At 61.2% G+C, this 15113-nt stretch carries 15 protein-coding genes and 1 tRNA gene; 7 read left to right on the forward strand and 9 right to left on the reverse strand.

All coding sequences use genetic code 11. The features are described 5' to 3' along the window. Positions 1-138: 138 nt before the first annotated feature. Positions 139-936, reverse strand: a complete 798-nt coding sequence (locus E8E91_RS07065; RefSeq protein ID WP_280375163.1) for a cytochrome c — start codon at positions 934-936, stop codon at positions 139-141. A 3-nt stretch (positions 937-939) separates the two neighbouring features. Then, complete coding sequence (locus tag E8E91_RS07070) at positions 940-1296, reverse strand: rhodanese-like domain-containing protein (RefSeq protein ID WP_280375164.1); 357 nt, start codon at positions 1294-1296, stop codon at positions 940-942. Between the two features lie 146 nt (positions 1297-1442). Here E8E91_RS07070 and E8E91_RS07075 point away from each other — a divergent pair, with 146 nt between their 5' ends. The 3 genes from E8E91_RS07075 (at position 1443) to E8E91_RS07085 (ending at position 6364) form a co-directional block, all read left to right on the forward strand. Further along, the gene (locus E8E91_RS07075; RefSeq protein ID WP_280375165.1) at positions 1443-2330 is read left to right on the forward strand and encodes an AEC family transporter; all 888 of its coding nucleotides are present in this window, start codon (positions 1443-1445) and stop codon (positions 2328-2330) included. Positions 2331-2922: 592 nt separating this feature from the next. Continuing rightward, positions 2923-4128: an acetyl-CoA C-acetyltransferase gene (locus E8E91_RS07080; protein WP_280365959.1), complete on the forward strand. Its 1206-nt coding sequence runs from the start codon at positions 2923-2925 to the stop codon at positions 4126-4128. Between the two features lie 91 nt (positions 4129-4219). Further along, positions 4220-6364, forward strand: coding sequence for a 3-hydroxyacyl-CoA dehydrogenase NAD-binding domain-containing protein (locus tag E8E91_RS07085; RefSeq protein WP_280375166.1), 2145 nt, complete (start codon positions 4220-4222; stop codon positions 6362-6364). A 65-nt stretch (positions 6365-6429) separates the two neighbouring features. On the opposite strand, the gene E8E91_RS07090 is transcribed toward E8E91_RS07085, so the two are convergent. The 3 genes from E8E91_RS07090 to E8E91_RS07100 all read right to left on the reverse strand — a co-directional run bounded on the left by E8E91_RS07090 (position 6430) and on the right by E8E91_RS07100 (position 7446). Then, positions 6430-6801 carry a glutathione S-transferase N-terminal domain-containing protein gene (locus tag E8E91_RS07090; RefSeq protein ID WP_280365955.1) on the reverse strand — a complete coding sequence of 124 codons (372 nt, stop codon included), beginning with the start codon at positions 6799-6801 and terminating at the stop codon, positions 6430-6432. A 132-nt stretch (positions 6802-6933) separates the two neighbouring features. After that, positions 6934-7197, reverse strand: coding sequence for a hypothetical protein (locus E8E91_RS07095; RefSeq protein WP_280365952.1), 264 nt, complete (start codon positions 7195-7197; stop codon positions 6934-6936). Positions 7198-7221: 24 nt separating this feature from the next. After that, on the reverse strand, positions 7222-7446 hold the full coding sequence (locus E8E91_RS07100; protein WP_280365949.1) for a hypothetical protein: 225 nt from the start codon (positions 7444-7446) through the stop codon (positions 7222-7224). Between the two features lie 340 nt (positions 7447-7786). Here E8E91_RS07100 and E8E91_RS07105 point away from each other — a divergent pair, with 340 nt between their 5' ends. Next, positions 7787-8506 (forward strand): amidotransferase, encoded by a 720-nt coding sequence (locus tag E8E91_RS07105; RefSeq protein ID WP_280365947.1) that lies wholly within the window; start codon positions 7787-7789, stop codon positions 8504-8506. 79 nt (positions 8507-8585) lie between these two features. Here the strand turns inward: E8E91_RS07105 and E8E91_RS07110 are convergent, their stop codons facing one another. Further along, entirely contained in the window at positions 8586-9557 is a 972-nt protein-coding gene (locus tag E8E91_RS07110) for a magnesium and cobalt transport protein CorA (protein WP_280365945.1), read from the reverse strand. Between the two features lie 157 nt (positions 9558-9714). Between E8E91_RS07110 and E8E91_RS07115 the strand changes: the two genes are divergently transcribed. Then, positions 9715-10572 carry an alpha/beta fold hydrolase gene (locus E8E91_RS07115; protein WP_280375167.1) on the forward strand — a complete coding sequence of 286 codons (858 nt, stop codon included), beginning with the start codon at positions 9715-9717 and terminating at the stop codon, positions 10570-10572. Positions 10573-10639: 67 nt separating this feature from the next. On the opposite strand, the gene E8E91_RS29065 is transcribed toward E8E91_RS07115, so the two are convergent. Together E8E91_RS29065 and E8E91_RS07125 are read right to left on the reverse strand one after the other, a co-directional pair. After that, the gene (locus tag E8E91_RS29065; protein WP_348532209.1) at positions 10640-11113 is read right to left on the reverse strand and encodes a hypothetical protein; all 474 of its coding nucleotides are present in this window, start codon (positions 11111-11113) and stop codon (positions 10640-10642) included. A 94-nt stretch (positions 11114-11207) separates the two neighbouring features. After that, the gene (locus tag E8E91_RS07125) at positions 11208-11897 is read right to left on the reverse strand and encodes a crotonase/enoyl-CoA hydratase family protein (RefSeq protein WP_190828254.1); all 690 of its coding nucleotides are present in this window, start codon (positions 11895-11897) and stop codon (positions 11208-11210) included. A gap of 281 nt (positions 11898-12178) precedes the next feature. Here E8E91_RS07125 and E8E91_RS07130 point away from each other — a divergent pair. Both E8E91_RS07130 and E8E91_RS07135 read left to right on the forward strand, forming a co-directional pair. Beyond that, positions 12179-12268: transfer RNA gene (locus E8E91_RS07130), tRNA-Ser, on the forward strand. Positions 12269-12572: 304 nt separating this feature from the next. Continuing rightward, on the forward strand, positions 12573-13685 hold the full coding sequence (locus E8E91_RS07135; protein ID WP_280375169.1) for an HNH endonuclease: 1113 nt from the start codon (positions 12573-12575) through the stop codon (positions 13683-13685). A 44-nt stretch (positions 13686-13729) separates the two neighbouring features. Here the strand turns inward: E8E91_RS07135 and E8E91_RS07140 are convergent, their stop codons facing one another. After that, positions 13730-14719 (reverse strand): tyrosine-type recombinase/integrase, encoded by a 990-nt coding sequence (locus tag E8E91_RS07140; RefSeq protein ID WP_280375170.1) that lies wholly within the window; start codon positions 14717-14719, stop codon positions 13730-13732. Positions 14720-15113: the final 394 nt, after the last annotated feature.

The following is a 15113-nucleotide window of genomic DNA, read 5'->3' on the forward strand; positions in this document are numbered from 1 at the left end:
CGTGGCACGGCCAGCCCCCTCTCCCACTTGTGGGAGAGGGTTGGGGTGAGGGCAGGTGGGCAATGCAGGGAGTTTGAGGGGAGACCTTCGGCCTCCTTGGCGATTGAAATCGCCCCACAGGGCTGGGATTTCAGCTGGCTAGGGCGCCACCTTCCTCCCGGCCATGTGCTTCAGGTAACCAAGCAGCTGCCCAAGCTCTTCATCCGTAATGGCTTCCTTCGAGAACCCCGGCATCTTGCCCTCGGGCCAGCGGCGCAGGCTTTGCGGGTCGCGGATGTAGCGGGGGAGGAAGTCGCCGGCGAGGTATTCGGTGGGGTTGTGGGGGATGTTCAGGTCCGGCCCGAACTGGGCGTCGCCCGCGCCATTGAGTCGGTGACAAGCCAGGCAGTTCTTCTGGAACTGGGCGAAGCCGGCCTTGACCTCGGCATTGGCGTCGTTGGCCGGGAGCAGGGCCGGAAAGCGTTCAGTCACCGAGGGCAGGTAGCGGATGCGCGCCACCTGGTAGGGCCATTGTTCCGGGCCGATGCGGGCGGCCTTGGGGTCGGTCCAGACCAGGTAGAAGGGGCCCGCGCTCGGCTTCCCCGCAGCGAGCGGAGGCCAGGGGCTGGCCGGGTCTTCGATGGCCAGCCAGGCCTGTGAACCCTTCTTGGCCAGTAGCGGGGCGGCGGTGAGTTCGGCGGCAAAGCCGTCCAGGGCCACGGCCTGCAGGTGCTGCTCCGGCGTCACGCCTTCCAGCAGCACGGCGAGCGGAACGGCGCGATAGCGCATGGTCTTCTTGTAGGAGACGTCGTCCGGGATGGTCAGCTCTCGCGCCTGGGGATGGGTGAGCAGGGCGCCGGTTTCCCAGGTGCGGGAGCCGCCGGGCAGGTCCAGGGTCAGCTCGGCGGCGTGGAGTGGGGGAATGCAGAACAGCAGTGCGAGCAGCGCATTGCGCATCGATCAGTCCTTGTGAAGTGCGGTTTTCAGGTCCAGGTAGCCGCCGCCATTGATCACTCGACTGTAGCCCAGGCCCTGAAGGGTGTCCTGGGCGATGCTGGAGCGACGGCCGCTGCGGCAGTAGACGACTATAGGCGTGTTCTTGTCCGGGGCGATTTCGGCAATTCGCTGGCCGATCTCTTCAAAGCCGATACTGCGCGCGCCGGGGATTGCGCCCTGGGCAATTTCTTCCGGGGTACGTACATCGATGAGGACGGCATTGGGCTGTTGCATGGCTTGGACGGCGGCAGCCTGGTCGGTATCGCCGGCAGCGGCGGGCAGGCTCAGGGAGAGGGCAAGAACAGCGAGGAGGTTTCGCATTATGGCGGCTCCTTCTAAAGCGTGTCCGGGCAAGCTATCACAATTGCCCGAGGGGGGCGCAGGCCGTTAGGATCGCGGCTTTCCGTCATTGTCAGAGCTCTGTTTCGGCGCCCGTTCAGGGCACCTGCAGCTCTTAAGGAGTGGCCGTGCTGGCCGAGTTGTTCGCAGTCATGGCGCCGGTGCTCATCGCCGCCGGCCTAGGTTACGGTTGGGCCCGTTTGGGGCAGCCCTATCCCACGGAGTTCATCGCGCGCCTGGTGCTGAACATCGGCACGCCGAGCCTCGTGCTCTCCACCCTGAGCCGCACCGAGATCGACCGCCATGCCTTCGGCCAACTGGCCATCGCCTGCCTGCTGGTCATGCTGGCCATGGGGCTGATCGGCATCCTGTTCAGCCGGGTATTCCGCCAGGACTGGCGCATCCTGGTGCCGGCCTACCTGTTCCCCAACTCCGGCAACATGGGCCTGCCAATTGCCCTCTACGCGTTCGGTGAGAAAGGGCTGGCGCTGGCGGTGGCCTTCTTCCTGGTGTTGTCGGTCGGGCACTTCAGCCTGGGCCTGCTGCTTTCCGGCACCGAGCGTTCGCCGAAGAAGCTCCTGGCCAACCCCATCATCATCAGCCTGGCGCTGGCATTGCCGCTGGTGATCTGGGACCTCCACCTGCCGCTCTGGCTGGCCAACACCATCAGCCTGCTGGGCGGGATGACCATTCCGCTGATGCTGCTGACCCTTGGCGTGTCCCTGGCCAGCATCCGCGTGCACCACCTGGGCAACGGCATGCTCCTGGGGGCGCTGCGGATCCTCTGCGGTGCCGCCATCGGCTGGCTGGTGGGCTGGGCGCTCGGCCTGTCGCCGCTGGCCCAGGGCGTACTGGTGATGCAGTCGTCCATGCCGGTGGCGGTGTTCAACTACCTGTTCGCAGTGCGCGCGGGTCGTTCGCCGGAGGCGGTGGCGAGCCTGGTGATGTGCTCGACGCTGCTGTCCTTCGCGTTGATTCCGCTGCTGCTGGCATGGTGGCTACCCGCGCTGCGTTGACCGCAATGGCGGTACGCAGCACAGGACGACCAGTTGACGGGTGACGATCAGCTGACCAGTCGGGTCAGGTTGGGAAGGATGAGAATGACGGTGGTGGCAAAGACGATCAGGCTCGCTTGCCGCATTTTCGGCTGCTTGAACATGGCCAACTGCCTTTGTTGTTGTTGGAGGCGCGTCGGTCAGGGCTCCCTACGGCCGGCCCGGAACCTCACCTTCCCCCGTGGCTTTTGACGAAATGCCGCCCCGGCAAATCCCGGCGGTGGCTGCATACATTTCAAACTCTAGGGCCGGCATCACATTGCGCTTATATCGGTTGGTAACTAGCGCGAGGGTGTTAGTAATGCCCGGCTATTGAGTGTGTCTGATGGCCATTGCCCAGCCCCGAAGCCAGACACATCCCTTTCGCCTTGGCCAGCAACTGGCCATCAACTGACCGTTCGTCTGAGCGCAGCGGTCAATGGGGCTGAGCATTTCCGTCATTGAGCACTTGGCCTATAGCGATAAGGTAGCCACAGCCTGCCGGGACTCCGGCGGTCCACGTACAAGAACAACAGGCACCAGCGGTGCCGCCTAGCTGCCTCAAGAGGACGCCATGACCGAAGCATTCATTTTCGACGCGGTGCGCACGCCCCGCGGCAAGGGCAAGAAGGACGGCGCTCTGCACAGCGTCAAGCCGGTCAACCTGATCGCCGGGCTGCTGCGCGCTCTGGCCGAACGCAATGACCTGGACACCAGCCAGGTGGACGACATCGTCCTTGGCTGCGTGACCCCTGTGGGTGATCAGGGCGCCGATATTGCCAAGACCGCCGCGCTGGTGGCCGACTGGGACGAGACCGTTTCCGGCCAGCAGATCAACCGATTCTGTGCATCGGGCCTGGAAGCGGTGAACCTGGCGGCGATGAAGGTGCGCTCTGGTTTCGAGGACCTGGTGGTGGCCGGTGGCGTGGAGTCCATGTCCCGCGTGCCCATGGGCTCCGACGGTGGCGCCTGGGCCATGGACCCGGAAACCAACTTCCACACCAGTTTCGTGCCCCAGGGCATCGGTGCCGACCTGATTGCCACCCTGGAGGGCTTCAGCCGCGCGGATGTCGACGCCTTTGCCCTGCGCTCCCAGCAGAAGGCCGCCAGTGCCCGAGCCAATGGCGCCTTCAAGAAGTCCCTGGTGCCGGTCACCGATCAGAACGGCATCGTCCTGCTCGACCACGACGAGTTCATCCGCGCCGACTCCACCCTCGAAGGCCTGGGCGCGCTCAAGGCCAGCTTCGAGATGATGGGCCAGATGGGCTTCGACGCCACGGCCCTGCGCAAGTACAGCCAGGTCGAGCGCATCGAGCACGTGCACACGCCCGGCAACAGCTCCGGCATCGTCGACGGCGCGGCCGCCATGCTCATCGGCTCCGCCGCCAAGGGCAGGGAACTGGGCCTGAAGCCCCGCGCGCGCATCGTTGCCACGGCGGTGACCAGCACCGATCCGACCATCATGCTCACCGGGCCGGCGCCGGCCACCCGCAAGGCCCTGGCCAAGGCCGGCCTGAGCGTGGCGGACATCGACCTGTTCGAGGTCAACGAAGCCTTCGCCTCGGTGGTGATGAAGTTCATGAAGGACATGGGCGTGCCGGAAGAGAAGGTCAACGTGAACGGCGGCTCCATTGCCATGGGCCACCCGCTGGGCGCCACCGGCTGCGCCATCCTCGGCACCCTGCTGGATGAGCTGGAGGCGCGCAACCTGCGCTACGGCCTGGCGACGCTCTGTGTCGGCGGCGGCATGGGTATCGCCACCATCATCGAACGAATCTGATCTGTCTGTAGGAAGCACTGATCGCGAAAGGTGCCCGGTGAGGGTGTTCGCGAGCAAGCTCGCTCCTACGGCTGCGAATGGGACATAAGAAATGACTGACGCCATCCGTTACGAAAAAGGCCAGGACAATATCGTCGTCCTGACCATGGACATGCCCGGCCAGAGTGCCAACACCATGAATGCGGTGTACCGCGAGGCCATGGCCAAGACCGTCGGACGCCTTGAAGCCGAGAAGGACAGCATCGCCGGCGTGATCATCACCTCGGCCAAGAAGACCTTCTTTGCCGGCGGCGACCTCAATGAGCTGATCAGGGTCACCAAGGCCGAAGCCAACGCCTTCTACCAGATGGTGCTGGGCCTCAAGGGCCAGTTGCGCCGCCTGGAAACCCTCGGCAAACCGGTGGTGGCTGCGATCAATGGCGCCGCGCTGGGGGGCGGCTGGGAAATCTGCCTGGCCTGCCATCACCGCATCGCCCTGAATGACAGCAGCGTGCAGCTCGGCCTGCCGGAAGTGACCCTCGGCCTGCTGCCGGGCGGCGGTGGCGTGGTGCGCATGGTGCGCCTGCTGGGTATCGAGAAGGCGCTGCCGTACCTCGCCGAAGGTCGCAAGGTGCGCCCGGAGCAGGCCCTCAAGGCCGGACTGATCCACGACCTGGCGCAGTCGCCGGAGGACATGCTGGCCAAGGCCCGCGCCTGGATCGTCGCCAACCCCAAGGCAGCGCAACCCTGGGACACCCCCGGCTACAAGATTCCCGGCGGCACGCCGTCCAGCCCCGCCGTGGCCCAGATGCTGGCCATCGCGCCCTCCGTGTTGCGTGACAAGACCAAGGGCTGCTTCCCGGCGCCGGAGAAGATCATGTGCGCCGCCGTTGAAGGCGCCCAGGTGGACTTCGACACCGCCCAGCTGATCGAGGCGCGCTACTTCACCGAGCTGACCACCGGCCAGGTGGCGAAGAACATGATCGGCACGTTCTGGTTCCAGCTGAACGAGATCAATGCCGGTAGCTCCCGTCCCAAGGGCCCGGCGCCTTACGTGACGAAGAAAGTGGGCGTGCTCGGCGCCGGCATGATGGGCGCGGGCATTGCCTACGTTTCTGCTATTGCCGGTATCGAGGTGGTGCTGAAGGACGTATCGCTAGAGGCTGCGGAAAAGGGCAAGGCCTATACCCAGGGCCTGCTCGACCAGCTTGTCAGCCGTGGCCATATGGCCGCCGAGAAGCGTGATGCCATCCTCGCCCGCATCAAACCGACGGCCAGCGACACTGACTTCGACGGCTGCGATCTCATCATCGAAGCCGTGTTCGAGAACCGCGAGCTGAAGGCCAAGGTCAGCGCCGCCGCCGAGGCCAACGCGCTGCCGGATGCGGTGATCGCCTCCAACACCTCGACCCTGCCGATCACCGGTCTGGCCCAGGCGGTGAGCCGTCCGGAGAAGTTCATCGGCCTGCACTTCTTCAGTCCGGTGGACCGCATGCCGCTGGTGGAAATCATCCGTGGCGAGAAGACCTCGGACGAAACCCTGGCCCGTGGCTTCGACTACGTGCTGCAGATCAAGAAGACCCCGATCGTGGTCAACGACAGCCGTGGATTCTTCACCTCCCGCGTATTCGGCACCTTCACCAACGAAGGTATCGCCATGCTGGGTGAAGGCGTATCGGCGGCGATGATCGAGAACGAAACCCGCAAGGCCGGCATGCCGGTGGGGCCGCTGGCGATTTCCGATGAAGTCTCCATGGGCCTGATGACCCACATCCGCAACCAGACCGCCGAGGACCTCAAGGCCGAGGGCAAAGTGATGCCGCAGCATCCGGCCTTTGCCGTGATCGACCTGATGGTCAACGAGTACAAGCGGCTGGGCAAAGCGGCGGGCGGCGGCTTCTACGACTACCCGGCGGGCGGCAGGAAGCGACTCTGGCCGGAGCTGAAGGCGCGCTTCGAGAAGGCTGACCGGCAGATCCCGCAGGAAGACGTGCGCGACCGCATCCTCTTCATCCAGGCCATCGAAACCGTGCGCTGCGTGGAGGAGGGCGTGCTCCATTCCGTGGCCGACGCCAATATCGGCTCCATCTTCGGCATCGGCTTCTCCGCGTGGACCGGTGGCGTGCTGCAGTTCATCAACCAGTACGGCCTGCGCGACTTCGTGGCCCGCGCCCGCTACCTGGCCGAGCAGTATGGCGAGCGCTTCGAGCCGCCGGCGCTGCTGCTGGACAAGGCGGCCAGGGACGAACGCTTCTAGGTTCCTGCGGCGCATAAAAAAACCGGCTCACTGTGAGCCGGTTTTTTATTTGCGCGCGGCGTGAGTCACGCCTTGGCGAAGCGGCTTTCCAGGTAACGGATGATGTCGTTGGACTCGTACATCCAGCGGCTTTCACCGTTTTCCTCGATGCGCAGGCAGGGCACCTTGATCTTTCCACCACCGGCCAGCAGGGCGGCGCGATGACCTTCATCGTTCTTCGCGTCGCGCAGGGCGATTGGCAGGTTCAGCCGGTGCATGGCGCGGCGGGTCTTCACGCAGAAGGGGCAAGCGTTGAACTGGTAGAGCGCGAGGTTGGCGGTCTCTTCCGCCACCTGGGCTTGCGCCTCGGCGGGGCGACGCAGCTTGCGCGGACGGGTGATGAAGTCGAGGAAGATGATCAACTGGCCCAAGCCGACTCGTAATGCCTTGATGAACACTGCTGCGTTCCCTTGAGTGAAAAACGGGGCGGCAGTCTACCGGAAGTTGACGGGTACGACGGAATTTAACGCCAGATGGTTGTTCCCAAGGCGGCGTTGAGGGTCTCGCCATGACGATTCAGTGGTTGCATCTCAACCCATCCAGACGCAGGTGCCCTTGTCCAGGCACTCCAGCATGAAGGGCTTGGGTACTTGCGGCAGGTTGCGCTGCGGTGGGTTGCTGGAATGGCCGCGCAGGGACAGTTCAGTGGTGATGCCGCGGCTGATGTTGTGGTTGGCCTCGATGTTCTTGGCGACCGCACCCACCGAGCCATGGGCGCAGCCGATCAGCGAGAAGCCGTTGGTCATGACAGCCAGGGCGGTGAGGAAATAGAGCCGGTTCCGTTGCTGTTTCATCGTCGTGATCGCCTGTTCCTGTCATCAACCCTGGTGTCTGCCACTCGGCTTCCTCTGGCTTGCCAGCAGCACCGGAATGCTCTGGCTCAGCTGCTGGTAGAAGCTCACCGATGCGTCCGTGGGGCTGACGCCGATGCGACCGCGTTCGTAACCGAGGCTGACCGCGAGGACCACCATCACCACGACGAAATACAGGCCGAGGCTGGCGAGGGCACCGTTGCGTGCGTACTTGATAGTGGGGTTGCTCATGACTGGACTCCGCGACCGGGTGGACTTGGGATGGGCGTAGAGTCGCGAAAATCGTTTCGATGAAAAAGCGACCTTCAAGCATGGTAACTATCGATGGAACCAATAGTTCCCCGAGGCGCCGTCAATTTTACTTGACGTGCTCGGGAAGCCCCGCGCTAGAGCGGTGTGGCCTCGCGGGTTCCGAGGGGGAGCAAGGAGGGCTGGAGCAGTCTATCGGCCCGTTAGGCGCAGGCTATGGAGAGGTAGACCAGACGGTATTTCAATCACACCGTCACTATGTTAAATAAAACGCACATTTCCCCCACATAGAGCCTCTCTGCATTTCAGGAACCATGAGCTAATGCCACTTCGCATCTGCATTCTCGAAACTGACATTCTCCGCCCCGAACTGATCGACCAGTACAAGGGCTACGGCCTTATGTTCGAACAGCTGTTCGCCAAGCAACCGATTGCCGCGGAGTTCAGTGTCTACAACGTGGTGCAGGGGCATTACCCGCCTGAGGGCGAGAAGTTCGATGCGTACCTGGTAACCGGCAGCAAGGCCGACTCCTTCGGGACCGACCCCTGGATCCTGAAGCTCAAGGAGTTCCTGCTGGCGCGCTACGAGGCCGGTGACAAGCTGCTGGGCGTGTGCTTCGGCCATCAACTGCTGGCGCTCTTGCTGGGCGGGCGTACCGAGCGCGCGACCCAAGGCTGGGGCGTCGGTACTCACAGCTACCAGCTGAAACAGAAGCCGGAATGGATGACTCCTGCGCTGGACGACCTGACGCTACTGATCAGCCACCAGGACCAGGTCACCCAGTTGCCCGAGAACGCCACGCTGCTGGCGGCCAGTGATTTCTGCCCGAACGCGGCTTACGCCGTTGGCGATCAGGTGCTGTGCTTCCAGGGGCATCCGGAGTTCGTCGCTGACTACTCCCGCGCAATCCTGGACCTGCGCCACGACTTCCTGGGTGATGAAGTCTACAAGCAGGGCGTGAGCAGCCTGGACCGCGACCACCAAGGGGCCGCCGTTGCCGAGTGGATGATGCGTTTCATCGCCCGCGACCGCGCCGCCTGATCCTCGCTTCACCCATGAGAAAGCCCGCCATATGGCGGGCTTTTTCGTTGGGCCTGATCCGGCTTGGCAATGCGTCGCCTTACAGCCATCCGTAGTGTTTGAAACTTGCATAGAGCGCGGTGCAGCCCGTCGCTACCACCCCCAGCACCCCGTAGTAGCCGTAGTGCCAGGTCAGCTCCGGCATGTACTGGAAGTTCATCCCGTAGATGCCGGCAATGGCCGTGGGGAAGGCGAGGATGGCGGCCCAGGCAGCGAACTTGCGCTGTACCACGCTCTGGCGCGAAGACTCCAGCAGGAGGCCGATCTCGATGGCGTGGTCGGCCATTTCGCGCAGGCCGGTGAGGTCTTCCAGCAGGCGTTTGACGTGAATGGCGATGTCGCGGAAGTAAGGTCGCATGTGCTTGTCGATGAAGGGGAAGTCCAGGCGCTGCAGTTCCTCGCAGATTTCCCCCATGGGGCCGATGTAGCGGCGCAGGCGCAGCAGGTCGCGGCGCAGGCAATGGATGCGTTCGACGTCGGCCTTGCCCAGCGGACGTTCCAGTACGGCCTGCTCGATTTCCTCCAACTCCGAATGGAAGCTGTCCATCAGCGGCCGGTAGTTCTCCATCACGAAGCTGAGCAGCGCGTAGAGAACGAAATCCTCGCCATGTTCGAGCAGCAGCGGGCGGGCTTCGCAGCGTTGGCGAACACGGGAGTAGGGGGCGGATTCGCCATAGCGGGCACTGATGATGTAGCCCTTGCCGGCGAACAGCTGAGTCTCGATGAACTGCAGCTCACCGTTCACCTCGATTGGCGAGTAGACCACCAGGAACAGGGCATCGCCGAAGGTTTCCAGCTTGGGCCGGGTGTGGCGGGTGAGGGCGTCTTCCAGGGCCAGTTCGTGCAAGTCGAACTGCCGCTGCAGGTTGCTAAGCTCTTCTGCGCCGGGGTCATGCAGGCCGATCCAGACGAAGTGCCCCGGCTTGCTGGCCCATTGCAGGCCTTCATCGAGGGTTATGTCGGTGACTTTCCGGCCTTTGGCGTACACAGCGGCGGCAACGACTCGACCCATGGTTCAGCTGTTCCTTCATCCGTTGTTGGGAAACGTGACGCGGAGATTAACCCGCTTGATCCTCTGAGTCTTGCCGAAGCCCGAGGTTCTGCAATGGCACGACTAGAGCAATTGCTCTAGATTGTTCACGCCCCTCGATCGGAACAAGGAGAACAAGGTGACCGAGGCTTTCCGTTTTTCCGCAGGTCGGTTCCATTGCCCTTATCGCGTCTATCGCTCGGCCGTTTCCGGGCCGGTACTGATCCTGCTGCCGGCGCTCGGCGTGGCGGCACGCAAGTACGAGAACTTCGCCCTTGGTCTGGTGGCCGCCGGTAACCACGTGCTGGTGGCGGATTGGCCCGGCCAGGGGGAGAGCGGTCCGCAGCCGAGCCGGCGTCTGGATTACGGTTACCGTGATCTGGTGGATGAGTTCGTGCCGAGCCTGCTGGCGATTGCCCGCGAACACTTCCCACATGGCCGCCTGGTGCTGGTGGGGCACAGTCTTGGCGGGCACGTCGCGACCCTCTTCGCGGCCGCCAACCCGGATGCTGACGTCACGGTGGTGGGCATCGCCTGCGGCAACATCCATTACCGCAACTGGCAGGGCCGGCATCGGCTGCTGACGCCCAGCGTCTCGGTGATTTTCAATCTGCTGACAGCGGTGTTCGGCTACCTGCCGGGCAAGACCATTGGTTTCGGTGGCCATGAAGCGCGCAGCCTCATGCGGGAATGGGGACGGGTAGCCTGGAGCGGCAACTTCGATCACCTCGGGCTGGCGCTGCATCCCGCTCGCATCAACCCGACGCAGTCCCATTACATCGGCCTGATTGGCGACCCCTTCGCGCCGGAAGCCTCTACACGGGGGCTGGCGGCCCTGATCCAGGAGCGGCCTTCAGTGCACATGCTGCCGTCGCCAAGACCCGCGTCCGAGAACGCCCATAGCGCCTGGCTGCGCGCGCCGGCAACTGTCGTGGAGGCCGTTGTGAGCGGGTTGGCGCAGTTCTCCAGGCAGCCCGCCGCCGGTCAGTCGGCCTGAAATATCTTGTTACGGCCGCTAGTGTTCAGGTGGTAACCCATCACGTGAAACGGGGCCTGTCATGACGCTAAAGAAGTGCTTGTTGGCGGCGGCGATCTGCTCGGTTCTGAGCCTGTCGTTCACCGTCCTGCCGGGTGATCTCTCCAGCACCTCGAGCGCCTACGCCAAGGATGGGGGCGGTGGAGGTGGCGGTGGAGGAGGTGGCGGTAGCGGCGGGGGCGGTGGAGGCGGCAGCGGAGGTGGCGGCCACGGCGGAGGTGGTAGTGGTGGTGGCAGCGGCGGCGGCCACGGTGGCGACGGCGGTGGCCATGGCAGCGGTCATAGCGGAGATGGTGGTGGCCACTCCGGCAACAGCGGTCGCGGCAGCGACCATGGTGACGATGGAGCGGACGACGGCGCCGATCATGACGTGGGTGAAGCCCATGGCGTTGGTCATGGCGCGGATGACGGTGCCGACCATGACGTAGGTGAAGCCCATGGCGTCGGCCACGGTGCGGACGATGGCGCGGATCACGACGTCGGCGATGACAACGGCGAGCACGCCGGTGGCGAGCCGGGCGACGACAACGGCGGATCCATGTAACCCCGGCCCTATAAAAAAGCCCCGCAGTGCGGGGCTTTTGCGTGTCCTGGGGTCAGGCCAGGTGCTGCTTGTCCAGTTCGATGGCCGCGTCCAGGGTCTCCAGAAGCGCTTTGCGCACCTTGAGCTTGGTGTTGCGGTGCGCGGTCATGTTGATCTTCTTCAGTTGCAGCGCGGCGGCACGTGCAGCCTCCTGCAGATGCTCGATCGGTACCACCTTGTCGAGGAAACCGGCATCCAGCGCGCCCTGAGGGTCGAACATCTCACCGTTGATCACCGAGCGATGGAAAGCCGACTTGCGCAGGCGATCGCGCGCCAGCTCGATGCCGACGTGGTGCATGGTCATGCCGATCTGGACTTCGTTCAGGCCGATGTTGAACGGGCCGTCCACGCCGATGCGGTAGTCCGCGGACAGCAGGATGAAGGCGCCCTTGGCCACGGCATGGCCCGGGCAGGCGACGATGACGGGGTAGGGGTGCGCCAGCATGCGGCGCGCCAGGGTGGAACCGGCGGCGACCAGGGCGACGGCGTTCTGCGGACCGGATGTCATCACCTTCAGGTCATAGCCACCGGAAAGGATGCCCGGCTGGCCGGTGATGATCACGATGGCGCGATCCTGTTCGGCGCGATCCAGGGCAGCGTTGAAAGCAGCGATCACATCCGGGGAGATGGCATTCACCTTGCCATTGCTCAGGGTCAGGGTGGCGATGCCGTCTTCGAGTTGGTAGGAGATCAGCTCACTCATGGCAGGTTCCTTGTTAAGAAGTGGACCGACGTTACTCAGCGCTACCGTGGAGGTAAAGGACTGAGACTGACCGGTTAGTCAGCCCGTGCGCGGCACTCTGCGTATACCTTGCACCAAAGCGCCCAAAGCCCCCGGTTGGACCCTTGACAGCAAAGGGTGAAAAAGGCAGGCGAAAATAATTTTCATAAACGCATGAAATTTATGAAAAAAGTGTTTGCATTCCGAAAAGCACTCCACTAAATTAGCGCACCTCGACGGGGCCAACGCCTCGAAGAGATTCCGGTGAGGTGTCCGAGCGGTTGAAGGAGCACGCCTGGAAAGTGTGTATACGGGAAACCGTATCGAGGGTTCGAATCCCTCCCTCACCGCCACTTTCCGTATAGATAAGCCCCTGATTTCTAACGAGATCAGGGGCTTTTTCTTTGCCTGCGAAAAAGCGGGTGTCGAAAAAGTGTCGATGATGGAGTGGCCTTCCATAGACATGGGGCCGCTCTGCTCAATCGGCCTCATCCACAAGCCTACGTCTTCCTCGGCAGAGGGCCTCTCAGTTCCGGGCGCACTATCAAACCTGATTTCGACCCTCTTCCCTCTTCCCTCTGTCTTGCAAGAGAATGCAAAGAGGACAGTACATCGGTGTTGATAGGATTTTCGCCTAGTTGCGAGAGGAGGTAGGGATTGTTGTCCGAAGATAGAGATATCCATTGTTCCGTTTGTGGGAGGGAGATGCAGTGGGATTTTACGGAGATATCTCATTTTCGCCCAAAAGGAAAAAGGGTTGTCTTTGATTGGGATAATCTTGTTGCAGTTTGCGAGAAATGCAATGTACACGCTCGAGAATTTGAGTTTGCTAGTTTTCTCGCCGAGTTAATGGCGCGAAGCTCAAGCTTTAGGGGTGTAAAAAGAGAGGTCCTGCTGGGGAGTGAAGTTCGGTATCGAGCAGATATAGTTGCGGTTGAGGCTGGTGTTGGAAAGAATCTACTAATCGAGTGTAAAGGCGCTCCTCATTTCAGTGTTGGGTGGGTGCGCCAAATTATTAAGCAGCTTAGGCTATACCAAGATGCATTTGGTGAATGCCAAATGATATTGGCTACGCCGGCAACCTTGCTGGATGAACATCGCGCCATTCTTCAGGGTGAAGGTGTAGAGGTTTGGGATCTTGATTTTTTGGTTAAAAGGTTTCGTGATCAAATTCCAGAGGCTAACTCTAGCTACTATAAAGAGTTGTTTTCTTCTTATATTTCTAGGCGCAGGGAGGCTAGTCGGGAGTATCAGTTAATAAGGTCTCTTTCTGACTGCGCTTTTGGAAAGAAAGACTGCTATGTGTATCAAAGTCTAGTTGGCGATATTCTTGAGTATTTATTCTCTCCTCCTTTGGATAAGCCGATCGCTGAGTTATCAGATCAGTCCAAGGCAAATCGCCGAGATTTTATAATTCCGAATTATATGGATAGTGGGTTTTGGGCGTTTATGAGGGAGAAGTATAGCGCTGACTATATCGTGGTTGATGCGAAAAACTATACAAGGAAAGTGAAGAAGCAGGAAGTTCTCCAGATGGCGAACTATCTAAAAGGCCACGGCGCTGGTTTGTTCGGGATTATCGTGTCGAGACTCGGTGGCGATGCTGCGGGGTGTGAGCATACATTGAGGGAGCAATGGCTGATACACAAAAAACTTATTCTTGTGCTTGATGATGATGATGTTAAGTCTATGCTTATGGCGAAAGCTGATGGGAGACCTCCAGAGGAAGTTCTCGGCCAGAAGATTGAGAGGTTTAGATTGTCTATGTAATCGTATTAAGCCATCGCTTTCCGGGGTGGAATGGTCAGAAGATGCTATTTCAGTATTTGAAGTGGATTAAATTTCAGCGCATCTACCAAGTGGTCAGGTGACAGATGGGCATACCGCATCGTCATGGCCAGCGATGTATGCCCCAGGATCTTCTGCAGCGTCAGGATGTTCCCGCCGTTCATGATGAAATGAGAAGCGAACGTATGTCTCAGGATGTGGCTGGCCTGGCCCTGGGGCGCGTTGATGTTCGTTGCTCGCAATACCCGCCGGAAGGTCTCCATGCAATGCGTAAAGCACCCGTTGCGAGCCAGGTGGGCCTTCAGTTCTTTCTCTAGTTCGGCGCTGATGGGAATGGTGCGGGTGCGCTTTGATTTGGTGTTGGCAAAGGTGACGGTGCCATTGCGTACCAAGGCAGGATCAAGACCTTCCACTTCTCCCCAGCGTGCGCCAGTTGCCAGGCATACCCGGGCAATCATCGGCGGGTGAGGGGAGCTGTCGCGCGCGTCCAGGGCGTCTAGCAAGGTACTGATTTCGTCCAGGCTCAGGAATGACAGAGCGCGCTCCTGGAGCTTGATCGGTCGCACCCGTTCCAAGGGATTCCGGTATTCAATCTCACCCAGTTGGAACAGCTCGTTGAAGACAGCCTTTAAGTAGCCCAGGCGGTTGTTGAGCGTCTTCCCGGCTACACCTTTCTCCATCTGTTCTCGGCGAAGCTCGTTGACCTGGTTACCAGTAAGTTCCCGGCCGAGTGGATCTCGTAGCTCTTTAGCAAGGGCCAGTAGGATCTCCTTGCGACGTACTCCATCCGACAGCGTATGGCCGTGCAGGTCGAACCATTTATCAACCAACTCGGTGAGCCGGCGTTTGTCCTTTGGCTTGGGATTCCACTCGGCGTCCTGGACGAGTCGCTGGCGAACCAGGGATTCGAAGCGGACGGCTTCGGCTTTGGTCTTAAAGCGCTTGCGGAAACGCTTCCCTTTAACTGGTTCAACGTCGACGTACCAACGACCATCTACCAACTGATCAATGCTCATGCATGCCTCTGTGCTCTGCCAGAGGCTCATCTAACGTGTCACGCAAGGCAGGTAAAGTCGTGCCCCATAGACGGTGCACTAGTGTGCACATGCGGGGAATTCTTTACAAAAAAGCTGAGGCGACCTCCTATTTGGTCGGTGCTAACTTTGGGAGCAGTGCCGCGCGAGTGGTAACCGGCGATGGCATTTTGGCCTCGCGGTTGTTTACTTGGACGGATCCCACGGTTAGTGTTGCAATGTGCCGTGGTTCTAGCTCCAGGGATAGCGAAAATTGGGAATGAACAAAAAGTATGGCCACGGAGAAATATTTTGCGGACTCCGTGGAATGCATTAAGCAAGGGCAAATAATTATTATGTCACGCCAGCAGAATACGGTTCATATTCGGGATGGACT

The sequence above is a fragment of the Pseudomonas sp. BN515 genome, assembly GCF_029873155.1.
In the GTDB taxonomy this organism is placed as follows: domain Bacteria; phylum Pseudomonadota; class Gammaproteobacteria; order Pseudomonadales; family Pseudomonadaceae; genus Metapseudomonas.

What these genes read in the sequence shown, in the direction of transcription:
- E8E91_RS07070 (WP_280375164.1), bottom strand. Translation starts at nt 1,296, where the DNA reads ATGCGAAACCTCCTCGCTGTTCTTGCCCTCTCCCTGAGCCTGCCCGCC.
- E8E91_RS07110 (WP_280365945.1), bottom strand. Translation starts at nt 9,557, where the DNA reads ATGGGTCGAGTCGTTGCCGCCGCTGTGTACGCCAAAGGCCGGAAAGTC.
- E8E91_RS07080 (WP_280365959.1), top strand. Translation starts at nt 2,923, where the DNA reads ATGACCGAAGCATTCATTTTCGACGCGGTGCGCACGCCCCGCGGCAAG.
- E8E91_RS07065 (WP_280375163.1), bottom strand. Translation starts at nt 936, where the DNA reads ATGCGCAATGCGCTGCTCGCACTGCTGTTCTGCATTCCCCCACTCCAC.
- E8E91_RS07125 (WP_190828254.1), bottom strand. Translation starts at nt 11,897, where the DNA reads ATGAGTGAGCTGATCTCCTACCAACTCGAAGACGGCATCGCCACCCTG.
- E8E91_RS07085 (WP_280375166.1), top strand. Translation starts at nt 4,220, where the DNA reads ATGACTGACGCCATCCGTTACGAAAAAGGCCAGGACAATATCGTCGTC.
- E8E91_RS07095 (WP_280365952.1), bottom strand. Translation starts at nt 7,197, where the DNA reads ATGAAACAGCAACGGAACCGGCTCTATTTCCTCACCGCCCTGGCTGTC.
- E8E91_RS07100 (WP_280365949.1), bottom strand. Translation starts at nt 7,446, where the DNA reads ATGAGCAACCCCACTATCAAGTACGCACGCAACGGTGCCCTCGCCAGC.
- E8E91_RS07105 (WP_280365947.1), top strand. Translation starts at nt 7,787, where the DNA reads ATGCCACTTCGCATCTGCATTCTCGAAACTGACATTCTCCGCCCCGAA.
- E8E91_RS07140 (WP_280375170.1), bottom strand. Translation starts at nt 14,719, where the DNA reads ATGAGCATTGATCAGTTGGTAGATGGTCGTTGGTACGTCGACGTTGAA.